Genomic DNA, 20,601 nt, shown 5'->3' with positions numbered 1-20,601 from the left:
GGCGACTCGCGATGGCGGTCAGCAGGCGGCAGCCAACCCGCTATTTCACACCCTTCTCGGCCAGCGCGCCGGTACGCCATTCTTGCATAGCCGGAAGCGCGCACATGTTTTCCACCCACGCTTGCGAGGCCGGCGGCAACTCCACGGCATAGGTGAGGAAACGCCAGACGATTGGTGAGAACATCGCGTCGGCAATCGAGAAGCGGCCGAACAGGAAGGGCCCCTGCTCGGCAAAACGGCTACGGCAACCTTCCCAGATATCCACGATGCGGGCGATATCGGCGCCGCCTTCCGGTGTACGGCCCTCAAACGGTTTCGAGGCATGGATCTCCATCGGCATGCTCCGGCGCAGAGCTCGGAAGCCGGCATGCATCTCGGCGGAAATCGAGCGCGCCTCGGCGCGGGCCTTGGCGTGCGCGGGCCAGAGGCCGGGGACTTTTTCGGCTAGGTATTCGCAGATGGCGAGAGACTCCCAGACCACCGTCTCGCCGTCAATCAGACAGGGAACCTTGCCGGAAGGCGAATATTTGAGAATCTGTGCCTTGGCGCCGGTACTGCTCAGGCGGATCGGGATTTCTTCGAAAGGCAAATCGGCTTGTTTCATCACGAGCCAGGGACGCAGGCTCCACGACGAATAATTACGGTCGCCGATGACGAGTTTCATCATGAAAACAATACTCCAGGGGTGAACTTAGCGCCCGGCGCGGCAACGGTATCCGTCCATCCGCTGCCTCAGCTTGACAGACGATAGATAGGTCGGCGCGATCGCCTCCAGCGAGCGGGGGTGCCAGCCGGGAAAAACTTGGTGGCCGTCGGTGACGTTGTCCACCTGCATCGAGCGCAGGTTGTCCGGCGACAGCGGCGGGTTCGGCAGCAGGCTCAAGACGGCGGCCTCAAAGTAAGCGAGTCCGTCCGGAAGAGCGATCACCGGCCGCGACTTGCCCACCATTTTGCCGGTGCACTCGACGAGTTCACGCAACGTATAGACCTTGGGCCCCGCCAGCTCGTAGGTCTTGCCGAACGTCTCGCTGTTCGTGAGGCTCGCAGAGATGGCGTCGGCGACGTCGCCAACAAAAACGGGCTGAAAGCGCGCCGACGAACCGCCGAGCGGCAAAACGGGAAACAACTTCAGCATCCTGGCGAAACGATTGAGGAACGAGTCGCCCGGACCGAAGACGACCGACGGCCTGAAAATCGTCACATCGACATCTTTCGCCGCGTCGAGTACGGCCGCTTCACCGGCTGCCTTGGAGCGCAGGTAGGCGGACGGCGCGTCGGGCGCGGCCTTGAGCGCGCTCATGTGCACGAGCCGACGTACGCCGGTCGCCTTCATCGCGGCGATGATCTTCTTCGGCAATTCGACGTGCACCGCGGCGAAGCGCTTGCCATACGGTTTGCTCGAGTCGCCGTCGTGCAGGATGCCGGCGAGATTGATGACCGCATCCATGCCCTCCATGGCTTCTGCCAACGCCTTTTCGTCGTTGACGTCCACGTCGGCCATGTAGACCGTAGGCACCAGCGTCCCGAGTTTGGTTTTGTCGTAACGACGCGTCGGAATGGTGACGCGGATCTCGCGTTGCGACAGCCGGTTGGCGACCCATCCACCGATGAATCCGCTCCCCCCGATCAACAACACCTTGTTGACGTTCATAGCGCCTCTGCGACCCAAAAAAGCGAAGATGTCGATTTTACGGCAATTCCTCGGCCTTAGGATCAAGCACGGTCGGCACGCCGATCACGCCGAGGCGGCTCTTGATCGACTGCGCCTTGCCGTCGAACAGCGCCGAGTAATACACGGCGTTGCTCATCACCTTCTTGACGTAGTCGCGTGTCTCGTTGAACGGAATCGTCTCGGCGTAGATGGCGCCTTCCATCGGGCTGTCCGCTCGCCATTTGCGAGCGCGCCCCGGCCCGGCGTTATAAGCCGCCGAGGCGAGCACGGGATGGTTGTCGAGGCTTTCCAGCACCATGCGCATGTAGCTCGTGCCGAGCAGGACGTTGGTTTCGGCGTCATGGACCTGGTTCGGCTGAAAATCACGCAGTCCGATCTTGCGCGCGACCCATTTGGCCGTCGCCGGCATGAGCTGCATGAGACCGGCCGCGCCAACGGATGACTTCGCGTTGGTAATGAAACGGCTCTCCTGACGCATCAGGCCGTAAACCCAGGCATCGTCGAGCGACTGGCTACGCGCTGCCGGGCGCACCTGATCGCTGAACGGCGAGAGGTAACGCAGGGAATAGTCGTGCTCGCTGCGGGTCCGATCGGCGGCGGCAATCGCGCGATCATAGATTCCCGCACGCTGGGCGATGTCCGAGGCGGCCAGGAGTTCGCGGTCGCTCATCCCGCGCAAAGTCCAGTTCCATTCCCGCACGCCCTCCGTACGCAGGTTGACCCGGAATAACGCCAAGCTGCGCTGCACGCCGGGCTTTGCTGCGATCGCGGCCACTTCGCTCGGCGTCGGCGGTGTCGCTTTTGGCGGCAGCGCAACGGCGCGTCCGAGTTCCTCGTCGGCCAGGTTGCCGTAGAAATTCGGCTGGCCAGAAATCTTGGCGAACAGGTTGTCCGCATCCTGCAAGCGGCCGCCGGCGCGATACGCGCGCCCGAGCCAATAAGTCCATGCCGGCTGTTCGGCGAGTTCAGTGGGCATCTTCTCGATCGTCGTGCGCACCGTCCCCCAATCCTGGGAACGCAACGCCGCACGCACTTTCCACTGCATCACCTCGTCGGAAAGCCCTTTGTTACCGGCCTTTGCGTACCAGTCGAGCGCGTCGCTCATGTGTTTCTGCGCCGCTTGCCAGCCGATTTGGCCCCAGGCCCAGTTCCGCTCATCCGCCTGCAGCTGACTTTCGATCTTGCCAAGGCGTTCGGCGGCCATGCGTGGGTCATTACGGGCGATGCGGCTGATCGCCAGCGCCGCCAATTCCCGATTCATGCGGTTGCCGGCAATGCTGGCGGGGAGTTTGACAAGCCACGCCAGCGGCTTGTCGAGAACCGTCTCGGCCACTCGGATTTCGGGCGTTTGGCTCGCCGGCAAGTAGTTCATGGTAAAACGCGCGCCGGCCAAGCGATTGGCTTCCACTTGTCGGCGGACGCGGGCCCAAACACCGTCGGCGAGGACGCGTTTTTCGATGATCAGCGCTTCGAACACCGGATAGCACGACTCGGGCGGCTCGATCAGGTTTTGCCACAGCGGCATCGCTTCGTCGAGGACCGACGCATCCCCTTGGCGGCGACGGCTTTGCAGCGCGTAACAAGCGAGCTCCTGGTCGGGCTGCACCAGCGACGGGTATTCGGCGTCGAAGTCGGCCCATTGCTGTTTCCTGGCGAGTTGCTTAAGCCAGTCGGCACGCATCTTCTCGGCGATGTAGCTGCCTTCGTTGCGCGTCAGGAATGCCTTGATCGCCTGCGGGTCGGCGTTGCCGAGGTCGACGGAAAGACGCCAGTAGTCGACGTAGGACTCGAGTTCGTGTCCTTTGATTTCCGGGGCAAGACGTTCGAGTGCGCCACGGTCGCCGCCGCGTGCGGCGGCATTGGCAGCGAGAATTCGCTCATCGCCCGGTGCGGCGTGGGCAGGAGGCAGCGAGGATACGAAAAGGACGGCGAAGAGGAGGAGCGTGCTGCGGAGGAACTTCATGATAAGCTGGAAGGCGCGTAAACACTGCTTTTGAGCATACCACATGGGCGTCGACGCAACGGCAGGAATCGAGGATTTATCAAGCGACGAGGCACGCTTGGCATACCGTCGGCGGCTACGTCGCGAAAGCGTCGAGAAACGGCAGGCGCTTCCTCCGGAAATGCATGCGCAATTTTCCAGCGTCATTTGCGGCCATTTGCGCACAGCATTTCCTCAACTCGCCCGCAAGCGGGTCGCCTATTGCTGGCCGGTCAAGAACGAGCCGGATCTCCGTCCCCTGATGGCGTCTTGGCTGGCACAGAATCTCCAAGGATTTGCGGCTCTGTTGCCCGTTGTCGTTGGCTCCGAGCGCCCGCTTGCCTTTCGCGCGTGGACCCCGAAAAGTCCACTCGTCCCGGACGCGTACGGGATTCCCACGCCGGAGGATGGCGAGTTCCTGGTCCCCGATGCCCTCCTGCTGCCGACGAACGCCTTCGATGCCGCGGGCTATCGCATCGGTTACGGCGGCGGTTTCTTTGACCGTACCTTGGCCTCGCTACAGCCGCGTCCGCTGGCGATCGGCGTGGGTTTCGAACTGGCGCGAGTCGAGTCGATCGCTCCAATGGTGCACGATGTGCCGCTCGACGCCATGGTCACCGAAGCCGGTGTGTTCTATCCCGAAACCTAAACGCCACCGACGTTTGCATGTCCTGACGCGGCGAGAGGTTCCGTTAGCCGCGCTCTCCGAGCTTCGTGCCGGCCAAGTGTGCTCGCATGAAGGATTCGAGTTCTGCGGCGGGCATCGGGTGCGCAAACCAGAACCCCTGGATTTCATCGCAATGAAAAACGTGCAGCAGATTGGCCAATTCCTCGTTTTCGACCCCTTCGGCGATCGTCTTGAGCTTGAGGCTGTGTGCCATTTGGATGATCGCACGCACGATCGCCGCATCGTCCGGGTCGCTCACCAGATCGCGGACGAACGACTGGTCGATCTTGAGCTTGTCGACGGCAAAACGCTTGAGGTACGCAAGACTTGAATAGCCGGTCCCGAAGTCGTCGACCGAGAGCTTGACACCAAGCGCCTTCAGGCGACGCACCGTATCCAGCGTCACCTCCGCATCCTGGATCAGAATCGACTCGGTAAGTTCGAGTTCAAGCCACTGTGAGTCGAGATCGGCGAGAACGAGCGCGTTGATCACCGTATTGACGAGGTCGAGGCGCTTGAACTGGATCGCCGACAGATTCACGGCGACTACGAAAGGCGGCAGGCCCGCATCCTGCCACGCGCGCGCCTGCCGGCAAACTTCACCGAGCACCCAGGCACCGATCGGTACGATCAGACCCGAGTTCTCCGCCACCGGGATGAACTTGCCTGGGGATACCAGTCCGCTCTCGGGACTGTTCCAGCGCAGAAGCGCTTCGACACCTATGATCCGGCCTTCGCTGAGGTCGAGCTGCGGCTGGTAATGCACGACGAACTCGCGGTTATCGATGGCCCGCCGCAGTTGCGTTTCCAGCGTCAGGTGTTCAACGACCTGCTGGTTCATTTCCTCGGTGAAGAAGCGATAGCCGTTCCGGCCTGCCTCCTTGGCGTGATACATCGCCGTATCGGCCTTCTGCAGGAGGCTGTCGAAATCGCTGCCGTCCTCCGGGTAGAGGGCGATGCCGATCGAGAAAGAACCGATCAGCGTGTGCTCGCCGATGACGAACGGTTCGGCCATGCGTTGATGAATCTTGTCGGCTACCCGCGAAACGGCCTCGCCGTCGCGGACGTCGTTGAGCAGGATGATGAACTCGTCGCCACCTTGACGGCTGATGGTGTCGGACTCGCGCACGCAACTACGCAGGCGGCCCACGGCCTCCTTGAGCATCGCATCGCCGACCGGATGCCCGAGCGAGTCGTTGATCGTCTTGAAGCGATCGAGATCGAGGAACATCAGAGCCACGTGGCTCTGCATCCGCGCCGCCTGCGCCTGCGCCTGCTCGACGCGGTCGCGCAGCAGCAGGCGGTTCGGGAGACCGGTCAGCGGGTCATGGTGCGCGAGAAACTCGATGCGTTGCTGTGCCTCGTTGCGCACCGCCATGTCGGAGAAGATATAGACGTAATACCTCGGACGATCGTCTTCGTCGCGCACGACGGATACGCCGAGCCATTCCAGGTAAACCTCGCCGTTCTTGCGCTGGCTCCACACTTCCCCCTGCCAGTGGCCAGTCTTCTCCAGCACTTCCTGCATCGCCGCATAAAACGCCGCATCGTGCCTCGATGAAGCGAAGACAGCAGGAGGCTGACCGAGGATTTCCTGCGCGCTGTAGCCTGTCACGGATTCGAAAGCGGGATTGACCGAGACGACGTGTTGTTCGGCGTCGGTGACCAGGATGCCTTCACCGCTGCAGCGGATCGCGGCAAAGGCGAGCTTGAGTTCTTCCTCGACGCGGCGACGTTCGGTGATGTCGGAAAGCGTTTGCACGGCGCACCATCGCCCGCCGCTCGGGGCAGGCATCGGCGACGAGTTGACCTCGAACCAGCGTACGCTGCCGTCGGCATAGCGATGGCCGAGGATGAAACCACGCACTTCCCGACCTTCAAGCAACGTGGCGCGCGACGGGAATTCGTCCCGCGGACAGACCGTGCCATCCTCGCGCAAGCGTTGTACCGGGCACTGTTCCGGCCGCAGTCCGGTCAGTTCGTCCACCCGGCATTTGAGATACTCTTCGGCGGCCCGGTTGGCATACAGATAGGTACCGTCGGGACCGATGATGGTCAGCCCTTCGATCATCACCGACATAGCGGCGCGGAAACGGCTCTCGCTCTCGAGCAGGCGGTTCATCAATTCGCGCAACTCGGTAATGTCTTCCTGAACCGTCATGTAGCGCGTCGTGATGCCCGATTCGTCGCGGATCGGGAATACGACCGTGCGCAGCCATTTCACCGACCCGTCGGCATTCCGCACAGAGGACTCGCCATGCCAATCGCTCCCCGCCGCGAGCGCGGAGCCGATCTCTGCCTGCAAAGCATCGTCGGCGAACCCGCACGGTAGTGCTTGTGCTTTTCTGCCGATCACCGTCTCGCGCTGGCACCCTGTAGCCTCGACGAACCCGTTATTCACATACTCCACGCAACCGTCGAGATCGGTGATGTAGATCGACGTCGGATTCTGGTCGACGGCCATCGACAACATGTCGGCACGCGCCTCGGCCGCCCGGCGGCGTTTGATGTCGTCTTCGTGCGTCGCCGCGAGGACGTTCACGAGAGCACTGCGACGCAAAAGGAAATCCAGCCCCAGAACGAGCACGATGGTGGCGAGGAAACCGAAGGCCGGAATGAGTGCCAATCCGTGTGACTGGTTGCTTTCGACCCATCCGGGCGTTGCTTCGACCCGAACCAGCCACCGTTTGCCGCCGAGGTCGATACGCTGGCTGGAGGTAAGGACAGCGCGATGTGACTCCGGACCCGTCCAGGGATTGCGCGCGTTCCAGACAGCCAGTTCATTGTCGCCATCCGGGCGTTGCGCATCGAGAAGGCGCACGTTGAAACCGGCTTCGGTCAAGCCGGCGTTAGCCGCTGCAAAAAGACGGCCGATATCCGCCACGGCAATGACGACTCCTTTCGCACCTCCTTGGCGCGCCTCAGGGGTGGAAGACTCTTCTTCGTTGTATACAGGAAGGACGATCAGCAGCGCTTCGGAAATATCCGGATTGATCGTCAATGGACCGATGTCGCTTACGACAGGCTGGTTACCTGCAATCGCGGCGTCAATCATCTCCGCCCGATGGGGAAGCGAATAGACATCGAGTCCGATGCCATGCCGCGCACTTTCCTCCGGAACCGCGTACAACGCAGAAAAGTAATGGTCACGGCGAGCCGCCGGCACGAGGTGGCCGGCGCTCTCGATCTCCCGTATCGCGAAATCTTTGCCCCAGATTTCCTTGCCGCGTGCCTCGAAAGCGCCCCGTTCCGCATCCGTGACAAGCGGCACCCAATTGAGGTTGAGAACTCCTCTTTTGCTGAGCATCGAAGCGGTGAAGCGCTTGAACGCGGGCCAATCGACGTCGGTCACGTCGAACAAGCGTTGCAGCATCACGAGGTCATCGAGCGGCTGACGCAGTTCGTGGGCGATTTCTTCGGCGCGCGCATGGGCCGCCATCTGAAAACGGTGTTCCAGCCACTCCTGCTCGTGTTCTGAGAACGAACGCGTGACCCAGCCAGTGACAAGCAGGCCGAGCAGGCCGACCCCACCGAGCACCAGCCAACGGCCGGGGCGGCGAGGGAGCGATAGGCGCACAGAGGTCATTCCTACGGGGCCTTTGGAGCGGCTCTCCGCGTCAGGACGAAGGCGCCACGATACATCACGGCCGTCGGGACGAACAGGCCGCGGCCATGCGAACCAATCCCTCATCGAGTGTCGAGATCGGGCACCCGAAGTTAAGTCGCACCCAGCCCGGCGATCCGAAATCCGCCCCATCCGAAAGACCGACGCCGGCCTGCATGAAGAACGCGGCGGGGTCCTCGACGCCCAGACCGCGCGCGTCGATCCACGCCAGATACGTGGCCTCAACGTGTGTCATGGCAAGTCCCGGCATGCCGGCAACGGCTTTCTCCACTCGATCGCGATTACGGCGGAGTACGTCGAGCAGCGCCGCGCGCCATTCCGCACCGTCACGAAATGCGGCTTCGGCTGCAATGAGGCCAAAAACATTGACGTCGGGCAGGATACCGCGCGTCGCGCCGACAAAACGGCGGCGCAGCGCTGGGTCGGCAACAACCGCGAAGGCGCAAGCGAGTCCCGGAACGTTGTAGGTTTTCGACGGGGCCATCAGGGTAATGGTGCGTGCCGCGGTATCCTCGTTCAGCGAGGCGAAAGGTTGATGGCGAAGCCCGGTTTCGAGGACGAGGTCGCAATGGATTTCGTCGGAACAAACGATGAGATCATGCCGCTTGCAAAAGGCGGCGAGCGTCGCCAGTTCGTCGCTACGCCAGGCACGGCCCACCGGGTTATGCGGGTGGCAGAGAAGCAGCAATTTCGTCTGCGGCGTAATCGCCGCCTCGAGGGCGGCGAAGTCGAACTGCCAACGCCCATCGGCAAGTGCCAACGGCACGCGTACCAAGTCGCGTCGAGACAAGGGCGGCGCCGAGAAAAACGGCGGATAGACCGGGCTGCAGGTCAGCACGTCGCCGTCAACCGCCCGACAGGCGACATTGATTCCCGGCACCAGGCCGGGCAGCCAGACGATCCACTCCGGTTCGATGTGCCAGCCGTATTCGCGTTCGGCGTACGCGACCACCACATCGAGCAGGGAACCCGGCACACGGCCGTAACCGAAACATCCGTGGTCCAGTCGTTGTTTCAGCGCCTCGAGCACCGGCGGCGGCGCCACAAAATCCATGTCCGCGACCCACATCGGCAACACGGCATCGCCGTACTTGTTCCACTTCAGCGAGTCGCTGGAGCGGCGGTCGATCACACGGTCGAAATCAAAGGGAGAAGCAGACATGGCAGATACCGAAAGAAGAGAAATCAGTTAGAGGAACGGAACAGCGCGCGGCGATCCGTCACGCGTCGAGGTTGGCGTACAGAGCGGTGGACAGGTAACGCTCGCCGAATGAGGGCACTACAGCGACCGTCAGCTTGCCCGCATTTTCAGGCCGCCGCGCGACGCGCAACGCCGCCCACACCGCCGCACCCGACGAAATCCCCGCGAGGATGCCCTCGTCGGTCGCCAGGCGGCGGGCAACGTCGTACGCGTCCTCGGCGGTAACGCGGATCACCTCGTCGTAGATCTCGGTATTGAGCACCTGCGGAACGAACCCGGCACCAATGCCTTGGATCGGGTGCGGTCCTTTGACGCCGCCCGAAAGTACCGGTGAAGCATCGGGCTCCACGGCCACCACGCGCACGCCGGGCTTACGCGACTTGAGCACTTCGCCGACACCGGTCAGGGTACCGCCCGTGCCGACGCCGGCGACGAAGATGTCCACCTGTCCGTCGGTATCGCGCCAGATCTCCTCGGCCGTCGTCGCGCGGTGGATCGCCGGATTGGCGGGGTTTTCAAATTGCTGGGGAATCAGGTAGCGCGGATCGGCGGCAGCCATCTCCTCGGCGCGCCGGATCGCGCCGGCCATGCCCTCGCCTCCGGGGGTCAATACAAGCTGCGCGCCGTACGCTTTGAGCAACAGACGCCGCTCGCGGCTCATCGTTTCCGGCATGGTGAAGCAGCAGCGGATACCGCGCGCCGCACACACCATCGCCAAGCCGATGCCGGTGTTGCCCGACGTCGGTTCGAGGATGATCGTATCGGGCGTGATACGGCCGGCCGCCTGCGCCGCGTCGACCATCGCCATCGCGATGCGGTCCTTGACACTGTGCGCCGGGTTGTAGAACTCGAGCTTGACGGCCACCGTCCCGTCAATGCCTGCCGCGACACGGTTGAGTTTCACCAGCGGTGTGTTGCCGATAAGGTCGGTAACGTTCTGTGCAATATTGAGAGCCATCGTTCTCCTCCTTGGCGTTCGAGTTGTCGTTGCGGGGGCACTATCCGCGTTACCGTGCTCCGGCTGCGAAAGCTAACCGAGGAACAGCTTATAGGCGGAATTCTCCGTCTCGTTCCAATGCGCGTAGCCCAGGTTCTTTAGGAATTCGCGAAAGTCTCGGGCTTCGTGGGGTGGCACCTGCATGCCGACCATGACGCGGCCGTAGTCGGCGCCATGGTTGCGGTAGTGAAATAAAGTGATGTTCCAACCCGAACTCATCCGGCTCAGGAAGTTCATCAAGGCGCCGGGACGCTCCGGGAATTCGAAACGGTAGATGATTTCGTGTTCGACGCTCGGTGAATGGCCGCCGACCATGTGCCGCACATGCAGCTTCGCTGTCTCGTCGTCGGTCAGGTCGACGGTCGCATAACCATTTTTTCGCAGCTGCTCGACGAGCTTCAGCGACTCGGCCCGGGACGACACCTGTATACCGACGAAAACGCGCGCGAACTCCGGGTCGTTATAGCGGTAGTTGAACTCGGTAATGTTGCGCGAGCCGATCAACGCCACGAATTTTTTGTAGGCGCCGGGTTTTTCCGGCAGCGTTACGGCCAGCACGGCTTCGCGCTGCTCGCCGACCTCGGCGCGTTCGGCGACGAAGCGCAGACGGTCGAAGTTGAGGTTGGCTCCAGAGGCCACCGCCACCAGTGCCTTGTCTTTCAGGCGATGGCGTGCCGCGTATTCCTTGGCCCCGGCGACCGCCAAGGCACCGGCCGGCTCGAGGATGGCACGCGTGTCCTCGAAGACGTCCTTGATGGCGGCGCAGATCGCATCGGTATCCACGCACACCATTTCATCGACGTATTCGCGGCAAAGCCGGAACGTCTCCTCGCCCACATACTTGACCGCCGCGCCGTCCGCGAAGAGGCCGACCTGCTTCAGTCGTATCCGGCGGCCGGCGCGCAGCGATTGCGTCATGGCGTCGGCGTCACAGGCTTCGACGCCGATGATCTTCGTCTCAGGACGCAAACGCTTGATGTAGGCGGCGACGCCCGAGATCAGGCCGCCGCCGCCGACACAGCAAAAAACGGCGTGAATCGGCTTTGGGTGTTGGCGCAGGATTTCCATGCCGATCGTCCCTTGGCCGGCGATCACGTCCGGGTCGTCGAAGGGATGGACGAACGACAGCTTCTCGCGCTTCTCGAGTTCGAGTGCGTGCGCGTAGGCCTCGTCGTACGATTCACCGGCGAGAACGACTTCGCCTCCACGACCGCGTACGGCTTCGATTTTGATCGACGGCGTGGTCGTCGGCATCACGATCACCGCGCGGCAGCCGATACGCGCAGCCGCCAGAGCCACTCCCTGCGCGTGGTTGCCCGCCGAGGCGCAGATCACGCCGCGTTTGAGTTTCTCGGGCGAAAGCTGCGCGATCTTGTTGTACGCGCCGCGTAGCTTGAACGAGAAGACCGGCTGCATGTCCTCGCGCTTGATGAAGATCGGCGTGCCCAAGCGCGCCGAAAGATTCGGGGCCGGATCGAGCGGCGTTTCGAGCGCAACGTCGTAGACCTGAGCGGTAAGAATTTTCTGAAGATAATCCGGATACATGCCCACGGTCCTGCCGACAAAAGATTCGATTCTAGCAGCCTCGGGAACCCGCGCCGGCGATGGAGTCCAGGAGCGTATCGCACTGCGTGCCAATCGTTTTACACTGCCGCATTCTTTGCAGTAGAAACGCCCGCTCCATTGACGCGATTTGACGTCCCGCCGCCGTTCCGCCCGATCGCTCGCACTATGCGCGGCGTCCGGAGTCTCATATTGTGGGCGCTCTTGCTCTGCGTCGCGTCGATCGGCGCAGCACTCGACCCACCGGAACTGCAGCGACGCCTGGCCGCCCGTTTCGGCATCGAACGCGTCGTCGTGCTCAATGAATGGCTGCATTTGCTGGACGCTCTGCCGGGACAGGAAGAATTGGCGATACTGCGTGAAGTCAACGATTTCGTGAACCGAAACATCGTCTTTGCGGCCGATACTGACGTGTGGAAGCAAGCCGACTACTGGGCCACACCGCTGGAGACGATCGGCCAGGGCCGAGGCGATTGCGAAGATTTCTCGATCTTCAAATATGCTTCGCTACGCCTCGCTGGAATTGCCGAGAACAAACTGCGACTGGTCTACGTCAAGGCGCATTTGCGGACGCCGGAAGGCGAGGTCGAGCAGGCGCACATGGTGGTCGCCTACTACGCCGCACCCGACCGGGAAGCTCTGGTGCTCGACAATCTCGATCCCGAGATTCGGGCGGCGTCGAAACGACCCGACTTGAAACCGGTCTTCAGCTTCAACGGCGAAGGCGTTTTCACCGGCGCATCGGGACGTTCCGGCGGGCCGCGTAGCCAGGACCGGCTGTCGCGCTGGGAGGACGTCCTGCGGCGAATGCACGCCGAGGGTTTCGAATAGCAAGCGGAGAATCTATACCGTGAACAGGCGGCCGGAACGACGTACCGGCACCCGGGCCTAAACCGCGGCACGGCACGCGCCGCACGCCGGAGCTGGCCCACCGACTGAGGAAGGCTCACGATGTCGATGTATCGCCAAATGTGGCTTGCCGTCGTCAGCAGCATGCTGCTCGCTCTCGCCGGCGCACTCCTTGCCTCGGTGCTGAGCGCGCGCGACTACCTGGAGTCGCAGCTGTCGCTGAAGAACGCCGACAACGCGGCCGCCTTGGCGCTAACCTTGAGCCGCGGCGACCAGGATCTGGTGTCCGTTGAGCTGGCGACCAGCGCCCTTTTCGACAGCGGACACTACGAGTCGATTCGCGTCGTTGACGGCAAAGGCAAGACGCTCGTCGAGAAACAGAGCCGCGCGGGCGAGACGCGTACGCCTGCATGGTTCGTCAGCGCGCTGCCGATTCGCTCCGTACCTGGCCAAGCCCAGATATCAAACGGCTGGCAGCCGCTTGGTACGGTGACGCTCGTCAGCCACAGCCGCTTTGCCTACGAGGCACTCTGGTCCAGCGTCCTGCGCATGACGGCCGCGTTGGCCGCGGCCGGCCTCGTCGCCGGCTTGCTCGGATCGTTCATTGTGCGCCGGCTCAAGGTGCCGCTCGATGCCGTGATCGGGCAGGCGCGCGCAATCAGCGAACGCCGCTTCGTGACCATCCCCGAGCCGGACGTTCCGGAATTGAGACATCTCGCCGCGGCGATGAACGGCATGGTCAAACGCCTGAAAGCGACGTTTGACGAGGAAGCCGCACGGCTTGAGCAGCTTCGCCGAGAAGCCAACCTCGACCCGCTCACCGGCCTCGCAAACCGTGCTCATTTCCTGGCTCGGCTGGAACACGCGCTCGCGGCCGAAGATGTAGGCGGCGGTCTGCTGCTCCTCGTGCGTCTGGCCGAACTCGCTGAGGTCAACCGACGGCTGGGCCGGGCAGCCGCCGACGAATACGTCGGCCGCGCGGGAGCAGCGATTGACGTGTGGGCCCAACAGCGCCACGAAGGGGCCGCCGCTCGACTCAACGGTTCCGACTTCGCCGTCATGCTGCTCGGCGAGACGGACGGGGAAGCGGCAGCGGTTTCGCTGTTGCGCGCACTCGGCGAAGCGGGCAGCGCCTACGTCGGCGGCCGTCGGGCGGCGTCGGTCGGATTCGGGCTGTTCGGTCACGGCATGGACCTCGATGCGTTGCTCGCCCGCGTCGATCTCGCCCTCGCCCAGGCCGAGGGCCGAGCCGACGAGCCATACGGCGAAGCGCCGGTCGACGACGGTCAGGGCCATCCCCACACTGCGGCGCAGTGGTCGCGCCTGATCCGCCGTGCGCTTGATCGGCAACAGGTTCGTCTCGGGTCGTTCCCCGTCGTCGATATGGCAAGTGTTCTCTCGCACCGCGAGTGCCCGCTACGGTTGATGCTCGACGATGCCGCCAGCGGCGAGTGGCTTCCGGCAGGTCAGTTCATGCCGGTCGCGGAGCGCCTGGGAATGACGACGACGCTGGACCTGATCGCCGTCTCGCTCGGGCTCGATACGTTGCGCGCCGAGCCGGCCTTGCCCGGTCTCGGCATCAATCTCGCGGCGGGCTCGGTCGCCGACGCGCCGTTCCGCAAGCAACTTCTGGCGCTGCTCGGAAGACGACGCCCGGAGGCCAAGCGTTTGTGGATCGACATTACGGAAACCGGGGCCTTCAGGCACCCGGCGATGTTCCGCGAACTGTGCCGGGGACTCAAGGGCATCGGCTGCCGAGTCGGGCTCGAACATGTCGGCCATCAATTCAGCCGCATCGGCACATTGCACGACCTGGGAATCGACTACCTGAAGGTCGATGCCAGCTTCGTGCGGCGCGTCGACCAAACGCAGGGAAACGCCGCGTTCCTTAAAGGCCTTTGCTCGATTGCACACACGATGGGTCTGGAGGTGCTCGCCGAGGGCGTAGAAACGCCGGCAGAGTTGATCGCGATACGCGAACTGGGATTTGACGGCGCGACAGGACCGGCGGTCGCGCAGGAGGCAACCGAGGGTTAGCGCGGACGATACGGTAAAATCGCGCTTTTGCGTGTTGCCGAAGCCCATGAACGCGCGTCTGCGTGAAATCCCGTACAACTACACGTCGTTCTCCGACCGCGAGATCGTCATCCGCCTGCTCGGCGCCGAGAATTGGGCGATCCTCGACGAGCTGCGTAGCCAGCGCGTCACCGGCCGCTCGGCACGGATGCTCTATGAAGTGCTCGGCGACATCTGGGTCGTTCGGCGCAATCCCTACCTCGAGGACGATCTGCTCGCCAACCGCCAGCGGCGCGATGCGCTCGTGCAGGCGCTCAGGCACCGGCTGAACGAGATAGAGAAGCGGCGGCAGGGAAATGAAACAGTGCGCCGTCTGTGCGAAGCCGCCGCACAGGCCGTTCTCCAATTCGAACGCCATTTCGAAGATACCGCCGCCAAGCGTCGGCAGGTCCTGAAGGTATTGTCCCGGCACACGCGCCGCGACAACATTGCTTTCGACGGACTCGCCCGTGTCGCGCACGTGACCGACGCGACCGACTGGCGGGTCGAGTACCCGTTCGTCGTCCTCTACCCGGATACCGAAGACGAGATTCCCGGTCTCGTGCGCGGCTGCATCGAACTCGGGCTGACGATCATTCCGCGCGGGGGCGGCACCGGCTACACCGGCAGCGCCGTCCCGTTGACGCCCGATTCAGTGGTGATCAACACCGAGAAGCTGATCGACATCGACCCGGTCGAGGAAACGTTGTTGCCCGGCTGCGACCGCCCGTACGCGACCATCCGTACCGGGGCCGGCGCCGTCACCGAGCGCGTTTCCGACGCGGCGGGCATTGCCGGCTACGTCTTTGCCGTCGACCCGACGTCGGCGAACGCCTCGTGCATCGGCGGCAACATCGCGATGAACGCGGGCGGCAAGAAGGCGGTGCTGTGGGGAACGGCGCTCGACAACCTCGCGTGGTGGAAGATGGTCGATACGAACGGCTACTTCATGGAAGTCACGCGTATCGGGCACAACTTCGGCAAGATTCACGATCAGGATATCGCTCGCTTCGAAGTTCGCCGCTTCGCCAAGGACGGCACGACGCCGCGAGGCGAACCCGAGATGCTCGAAATCCCTGGAGCGCGCTTCCGCAAGACGGGGCTCGGCAAGGATGTCACCGACAAGTTCCTTTCCGGCCTCCCGGGCGTGCAGAAGGAAGGCACCGACGGCCTGATCGTCGCCGCGCGCTGGGTGCTGCACAAGATGCCGCCGCACACGCGCACCGTCTGCCTCGAATTCTTCGGCCAAGTGCGCGAAGCCGTACCGGCGATCGTCGAGATTACCGACTATTTCAAGCCGGGCGGCGCCGGCTATGCGGCGGGTGTGCAACTTGCCGGTCTTGAACACCTCGACGAGCGCTACGTACGCGCCGTCGGCTATTCGACCAAAGCCAAGCGCAAGGGCGAGAAGGCCGGCCGACCGAAGATGGTGCTGATCGGCGATATCGTCGGTCACGATGAAAACGCGGTGATGACGGCGGCTTCGGAGGTCGTCCGTCTATGCAACCTGCGTTCGGCCGAAGGTTTCATTGCCGTCGACGCGGACACCCGGCGCAAGTTCTGGCTCGATCGTTCGCGCACGGCTGCGATCTCGCGGCACACCAACGCGTTCAAGCTCAACGAGGACGTGGTCATTCCTCTGCCGCGCATGGGCGACTATTGCGACGGTGTCGAACGCATCAATATCGAGCTTTCGATCGGCAACAAGCTGGCGTTGTGCGATCGGTTGAGCGAATTCCTGCAAGGCGACCTGCCCTTGCATAGCGGCGACGCCAACCTCGACAACGCGCTTCTGATCGGTGATCAACGGCAGGCGGCGCTGGAAGCGATCGGGGCGGTGCGGGCGCGCTGGCAGTGGTTGCTCGACAACCTTGACCTACCGCTCGCGTACGCGGAAACACAGTTTGAGTCGCTTGGCATCGCGGCCGGGATGCTGCTCAACAAGGCCGCCGCACCGAAACTCTTTCACCGCCTGCAGGATTATTCGGTGCGCGTTTCGTGGAAAAGCGAACTCAAGCCGCAATTGGAAGCGGTCTTCGACGGCAAGGTGTTTCGGCGTGTCCTCGAACGCATCGACGCCATTCAGAAAGAGAACTTGCGCGGACGCGTGTTCGTCGCCATGCACATGCACGCCGGCGACGGCAACGTGCACACCAACATTCCGGTGAACTCCGACAACTACGCCATGCTGCAAACGGCGAACGCCGCCGTCACACGCATCATGGCGTTGGCTCGCTCACTCGACGGCGTCGTCTCCGGCGAGCATGGCATCGGCATCACCAAGCTCGAGTTCTTGTCGGAAGACGAGATACGGCCGTTCCGCGATTACAAGGCGCGCATCGACCCCAACGGCCATTTCAATCGCGGCAAGCTAATGGCCGGCGGCGATCTCTCCGGGGCCTATACGCCGTCGTTCTCTCTGCTCGGCACCGAGTCGCTGATCATGGAACAGTCCGAAGTCGGCGACATCTCGACGATGATCAAGGACTGCCTGCGCTGTGGCAAATGCAAACCGGTCTGCTCGACGCACGTACCACGGGCCAACCTGCTCTACTCGCCGCGCAACAAGATCCTCGCCACCTCGCTGCTGATCGAGGCCTTCCTATACGAAGAGCAAACACGGCGCGGTATTTCGCTCAAGCATTTCGACGAGTTCAACGACGTTGCTGACCACTGCACGATTTGCCACAAGTGCGTCAAGCCATGCCCGGTCGATATCGATTTTGGCGACGTCTCGATTCGCATGCGCAACTTCTTGCGCGAGCAGGGCAAGCGAAAAATCGTGCCGGCGAAGGCGGCGGCAATGGCCTTCCTGTCGATGACCGACCCGGCGACCATTCGCCTCGTGCGCAAGACGATGATCGAGTGGGGGTACGCTGGTCAGCGGTGGGCGCACAAGGTCGCTCGCGCCGTGGGTCTCGCCCAGCGCCAGACACGGCAACCGCCGTCGACTGTCGGGCAACCGCCGTTGCGCGCGCAGATCATCCACTTCATCAACAAGCCGATGCCCGGCGGGCTACCCAAGCGTACGTCGCGGGCACTGCTTGATATCGAAGACAACACAATCGTTCCGGTGATCCGCGACCCGCGCAAAATCGGCGAGCCGGATTATGACGGCGACGCCGTCTTCTACTTCCCCGGCTGCGGATCGGAACGCCTGTTCTCGCAGGTTGGCCTGGCAACGCAGGCCATGCTCTATGAGATCGGCGCCCAGACCGTTCTGCCACCCGGCTATCTGTGTTGCGGCTATCCGCAGACGGCGGCCGGCGACGCCGACCAAGGGCAGAAGATCATCACCGATAACCGCGTTCTTTTCCACCGTGTGGCGAACACCCTTAACTACCTCGACATCAACACGGTGATCGTCTCCTGCGGCACGTGCATGGACCAGTTGCTGCAATACCAGTTCGACAAGATATTTCCTGGTTGCAGGTTGCTCGACATCCATGAATATCTTCTTGAAAAAGGCGTGAAACTATCCGGTGACGAGGTCAGTGGCGTCCGCTACATGTACCACGAACCGTGCCATGCTCCCATGCAGACCATCTCCGGAATCAAGGCCGCTACTGCCCTGATGGGCCAGCGTGTCGATCTTTCAGACCGCTGCTGCGGCGAGTCGGGCACGCTCTCGGTCACGCGGCCCGACATCTCGACGCAGGTGCGCTTCCGCAAGCAGGAAGAAATCGAGAAGGGTGCCAACCGTTTGCGCGACGATGGGTTTGCCGGCGAGATCAAGTTGCTGACCTCATGTCCGTCATGCCTGCAAGGGTTATCACGCTACAACGGAGATGCAGGGACGCAGGCGGACTACATCGTCGTCGAGATGGCCAAGAGACTGCTTGGGCCCGACTGGCTGGAGAATTACGTTCGGCAGGCGAACGACGGCGGCATCGAGCGCGTCCTGCTCTAGCCAGGGCGAGATCCGACCGGCGCGACGTATCGCTTGGCCGGGCAGGAAGTGTGGACGGGGAGCCGCCTGTTGTATCCGGTGGTTCTTTGCCTTATCGTGCGCTCCGTCTTCCGCACACATTCAATTGGAAATACTTGTGTGACATAGTGCCTTGAAAGATCGAGCAAACTCCGTAAGCTGAAGGCGAAAATCGGCGGCCTGAGAAACAGCAACCTTTGGGGGTGGAGAATAATGGCCGAAGTCCTTGCGTCGCGCGAAGTGCGAAGTAGCGGCCAGCGGTGGTCCACCGAGGATCGCGCCTGCCCGGGACGCTTGCTGTGCGCGCAGCGCGGCTGACCGGCCGCATCAGCCCCCTCGTCCGGCGCCATGACGACCCCCCTGCCATTTCCTTTCACCGTACGGGATCTGAAGACCGGGTGCGAGCTCCTGGCGCGCATTTCGCTCGCCAATCCCTGGCAGGCCGCGGGAGAACTCGACGCCTTTCTTGACAGCCTGCTCGCCGCGCCGCCCGACGGGGAAATCTACTTTCGGTTGCTTGAACACGCCCGAGTACCGATCTGCTTCGTTCAAGAAGAACTTGCCAAGCGTTATCTGAACAAAACGCTGCCGCTCGCGGAGCTTGAAGAAAAAACATTCCAGCGCGTCATCGCCCTCTGGCTGAAAACCGCGCGCGCTTACGCTCATTGCCTGGATCATGAACGCGTCGACGAGGACGACCCGGCGCGCCCCGCGCGCCTCGCGGTCGTCCTGCACCGATGCATCTACCACGTCGGCATGGCAATACTCGAGCACCAGCAGGCTCGCCGGGAGTTGCCTTGGGGCCTTTGGCTCGATTTGCATGGCTACTTCGGTTCCGCCGAGGATTGGGACATTGCGACCCTCGCGGTTGCCGATCCGCTCGATCCGCTCGGTCGGGCCGTGCATTGCACCGCCGCCTACGTGAGCTTCATTCTCGTCGAAATGGCCGGGGGTTACGGCTTGCCGGTGCGAGAACAACGGCTAGTCCGCCGCTGGGCGACCTATTGGGCGCCGCTGGTTGGAATACACCGTGCCCGCCCGGGCGATACGCTGCCGCCTTTCGTCATCGACCTCATGCAGGACGTGGCGCTGCGCCCTGTTGCCATGTGCCTACAGACCGAGAACGTCCGCCGCCTGGACACATCGCGGCTGGCGATGCACATGGTGCACATCCGCCAGCAACTGCACGAGCGTATTCCGCCCGCCCAGTTGGCGTTGGGCGAGGATTGTACGGCCGGGCAGTGCAACCGGCTGCTCCACCGACTCTCCCGACCTTGGTCGCAAGTGCAGGCGCCACGCCGTTTCAAACGCCACGCCACATCAGGGACGGCGCGCTTGTGCACGGGTTTCGACGAGATTCATTACTTCGTTTCCGGCAAGGAGTTCGAACAGCCGGAGAATGCGCGCGTCTATTCGCGGCATGAATTCGAGAGCCTGTTCGCCTTCCGGCATCAGGAGAATCCGCAAGAGGCCCTCAAGTATCGTGAAGAGCGGCTGGCATACCGCGTCGATACGTGGGAGATCGTCAACCAGTCGGCAAACGGATTCCGCCTCGTCCGCAGCGCGGTTGGCAAGAGCATGGCGCATGATCAATTGGTTGCTTTGTGTCCGCACGACGGCGGTCGCTTCCTGCTTGCTCGCAACGTCTGGCTGATGCAGGAAAAAGGCGGTGGTTTGATCGCCGGTCTGATGGCGCTCCCCGGCTTGCCGAGCGCCATCGCCGCGCGTCCCGTAGAACCAGCGGCGGTACAGGATGGCCGGTATCACCGCGCCTTTCTTCTCCCAGCCGTACCCGCCGTAAGCGCGGACGCGTCATTGGTGCTGCCACGCGGGTGGTACCGCCGGGAACGTTTGCTCGATCTTTTCATCGATACGCCAAAGCGTGTGCAGCTTGTCCACATGCTTGAAGACGGCGTGGATTTCGAACGCGTCAGTTTCGTTGCCGCCTGACCAACAAGCACGGCTAAACTAAAGCGAATTCATGCGGGTAGCCCGCTTGCCGGTGTACTGGGCGAGAGTCCGGCGCATCGCACGCCATGCCATTCGCCTGAAACGCCGTCCCA

12 protein-coding genes are annotated in these 20,601 nt (G+C 62.8%); 5 read left to right on the top strand and 7 right to left on the bottom strand.

Features of this window, described 5'->3' with window-relative positions; genetic code table 11:
* Positions 1–40 precede the first annotated feature (40 nt).
* From NZ453_RS12260 to NZ453_RS12250, 3 genes are read right to left on the bottom strand one after another with little or no spacing between them, the layout of a single operon-like run.
* Entirely contained in the window at positions 41–664 is a 624-nt protein-coding gene (locus NZ453_RS12260; RefSeq protein ID WP_263770983.1) for a glutathione S-transferase family protein, read from the bottom strand.
* Positions 665–691: 27 nt separating this feature from the next.
* A complete protein-coding gene (locus NZ453_RS12255; RefSeq protein WP_263770889.1) occupies positions 692–1,651 on the bottom strand; it encodes a complex I NDUFA9 subunit family protein in 960 nt (319 codons plus the stop codon).
* Positions 1,652–1,688: 37 nt separating this feature from the next.
* Positions 1,689–3,635, bottom strand: coding sequence for a lytic transglycosylase domain-containing protein (locus NZ453_RS12250; RefSeq protein ID WP_263770888.1), 1,947 nt, complete (start codon positions 3,633–3,635; stop codon positions 1,689–1,691).
* Between the two features lie 43 nt (positions 3,636–3,678).
* Here NZ453_RS12250 and NZ453_RS12245 point away from each other — a divergent pair, with 43 nt between their 5' ends.
* A complete protein-coding gene (locus NZ453_RS12245) occupies positions 3,679–4,302 on the top strand; it encodes a 5-formyltetrahydrofolate cyclo-ligase (RefSeq protein WP_263770887.1) in 624 nt (207 codons plus the stop codon).
* A gap of 43 nt (positions 4,303–4,345) precedes the next feature.
* Here NZ453_RS12245 and NZ453_RS12240 read toward each other — a convergent pair whose 3' ends face one another.
* From NZ453_RS12240 to ilvA, 4 genes are all read right to left on the bottom strand, one after another.
* Positions 4,346–7,897: a bifunctional diguanylate cyclase/phosphodiesterase gene (locus NZ453_RS12240; protein ID WP_263770886.1), complete on the bottom strand. Its 3,552-nt coding sequence runs from the start codon at positions 7,895–7,897 to the stop codon at positions 4,346–4,348.
* Positions 7,898–7,961: 64 nt separating this feature from the next.
* The gene (locus NZ453_RS12235) at positions 7,962–9,107 is read right to left on the bottom strand and encodes a MalY/PatB family protein (RefSeq protein ID WP_263770885.1); all 1,146 of its coding nucleotides are present in this window, start codon (positions 9,105–9,107) and stop codon (positions 7,962–7,964) included.
* 58 nt (positions 9,108–9,165) lie between these two features.
* Complete coding sequence (gene cysK, locus NZ453_RS12230) at positions 9,166–10,104, bottom strand: cysteine synthase A (RefSeq protein ID WP_263770884.1); 939 nt, start codon at positions 10,102–10,104, stop codon at positions 9,166–9,168.
* A 72-nt stretch (positions 10,105–10,176) separates the two neighbouring features.
* Entirely contained in the window at positions 10,177–11,688 is a 1,512-nt protein-coding gene (gene ilvA, locus NZ453_RS12225; protein WP_263770883.1) for a threonine ammonia-lyase, biosynthetic, read from the bottom strand.
* A 210-nt stretch (positions 11,689–11,898) separates the two neighbouring features.
* On the opposite strand from ilvA, the gene NZ453_RS12220 reads away from it, so the two are divergent.
* The 4 genes from NZ453_RS12220 to NZ453_RS12205 all read left to right on the top strand — a co-directional run bounded on the left by NZ453_RS12220 (position 11,899) and on the right by NZ453_RS12205 (position 20,488).
* The gene (locus NZ453_RS12220) at positions 11,899–12,537 is read left to right on the top strand and encodes a transglutaminase-like cysteine peptidase (protein WP_263770882.1); all 639 of its coding nucleotides are present in this window, start codon (positions 11,899–11,901) and stop codon (positions 12,535–12,537) included.
* Between the two features lie 120 nt (positions 12,538–12,657).
* Complete coding sequence (locus NZ453_RS12215) at positions 12,658–14,592, top strand: bifunctional diguanylate cyclase/phosphodiesterase (RefSeq protein WP_263770881.1); 1,935 nt, start codon at positions 12,658–12,660, stop codon at positions 14,590–14,592.
* Positions 14,593–14,638: 46 nt separating this feature from the next.
* Complete coding sequence (locus NZ453_RS12210; protein ID WP_263770880.1) at positions 14,639–18,520, top strand: DUF3683 domain-containing protein; 3,882 nt, start codon at positions 14,639–14,641, stop codon at positions 18,518–18,520.
* Between the two features lie 366 nt (positions 18,521–18,886).
* Positions 18,887–20,488, top strand: a complete 1,602-nt coding sequence (locus tag NZ453_RS12205) for a hypothetical protein (RefSeq protein WP_263770879.1) — start codon at positions 18,887–18,889, stop codon at positions 20,486–20,488.
* The last annotated feature ends 113 nt before the right edge of the window (positions 20,489–20,601 follow it).

Origin of the sequence: Propionivibrio soli, from assembly GCF_025770765.1 — a bacterium.
In the GTDB taxonomy this organism is placed as follows: domain Bacteria; phylum Pseudomonadota; class Gammaproteobacteria; order Burkholderiales; family Rhodocyclaceae; genus Propionivibrio; species Propionivibrio soli.
Note: the sequence above shows the minus strand (reverse complement) of the source record. Positions and strands in the feature narration are given on the sequence as shown.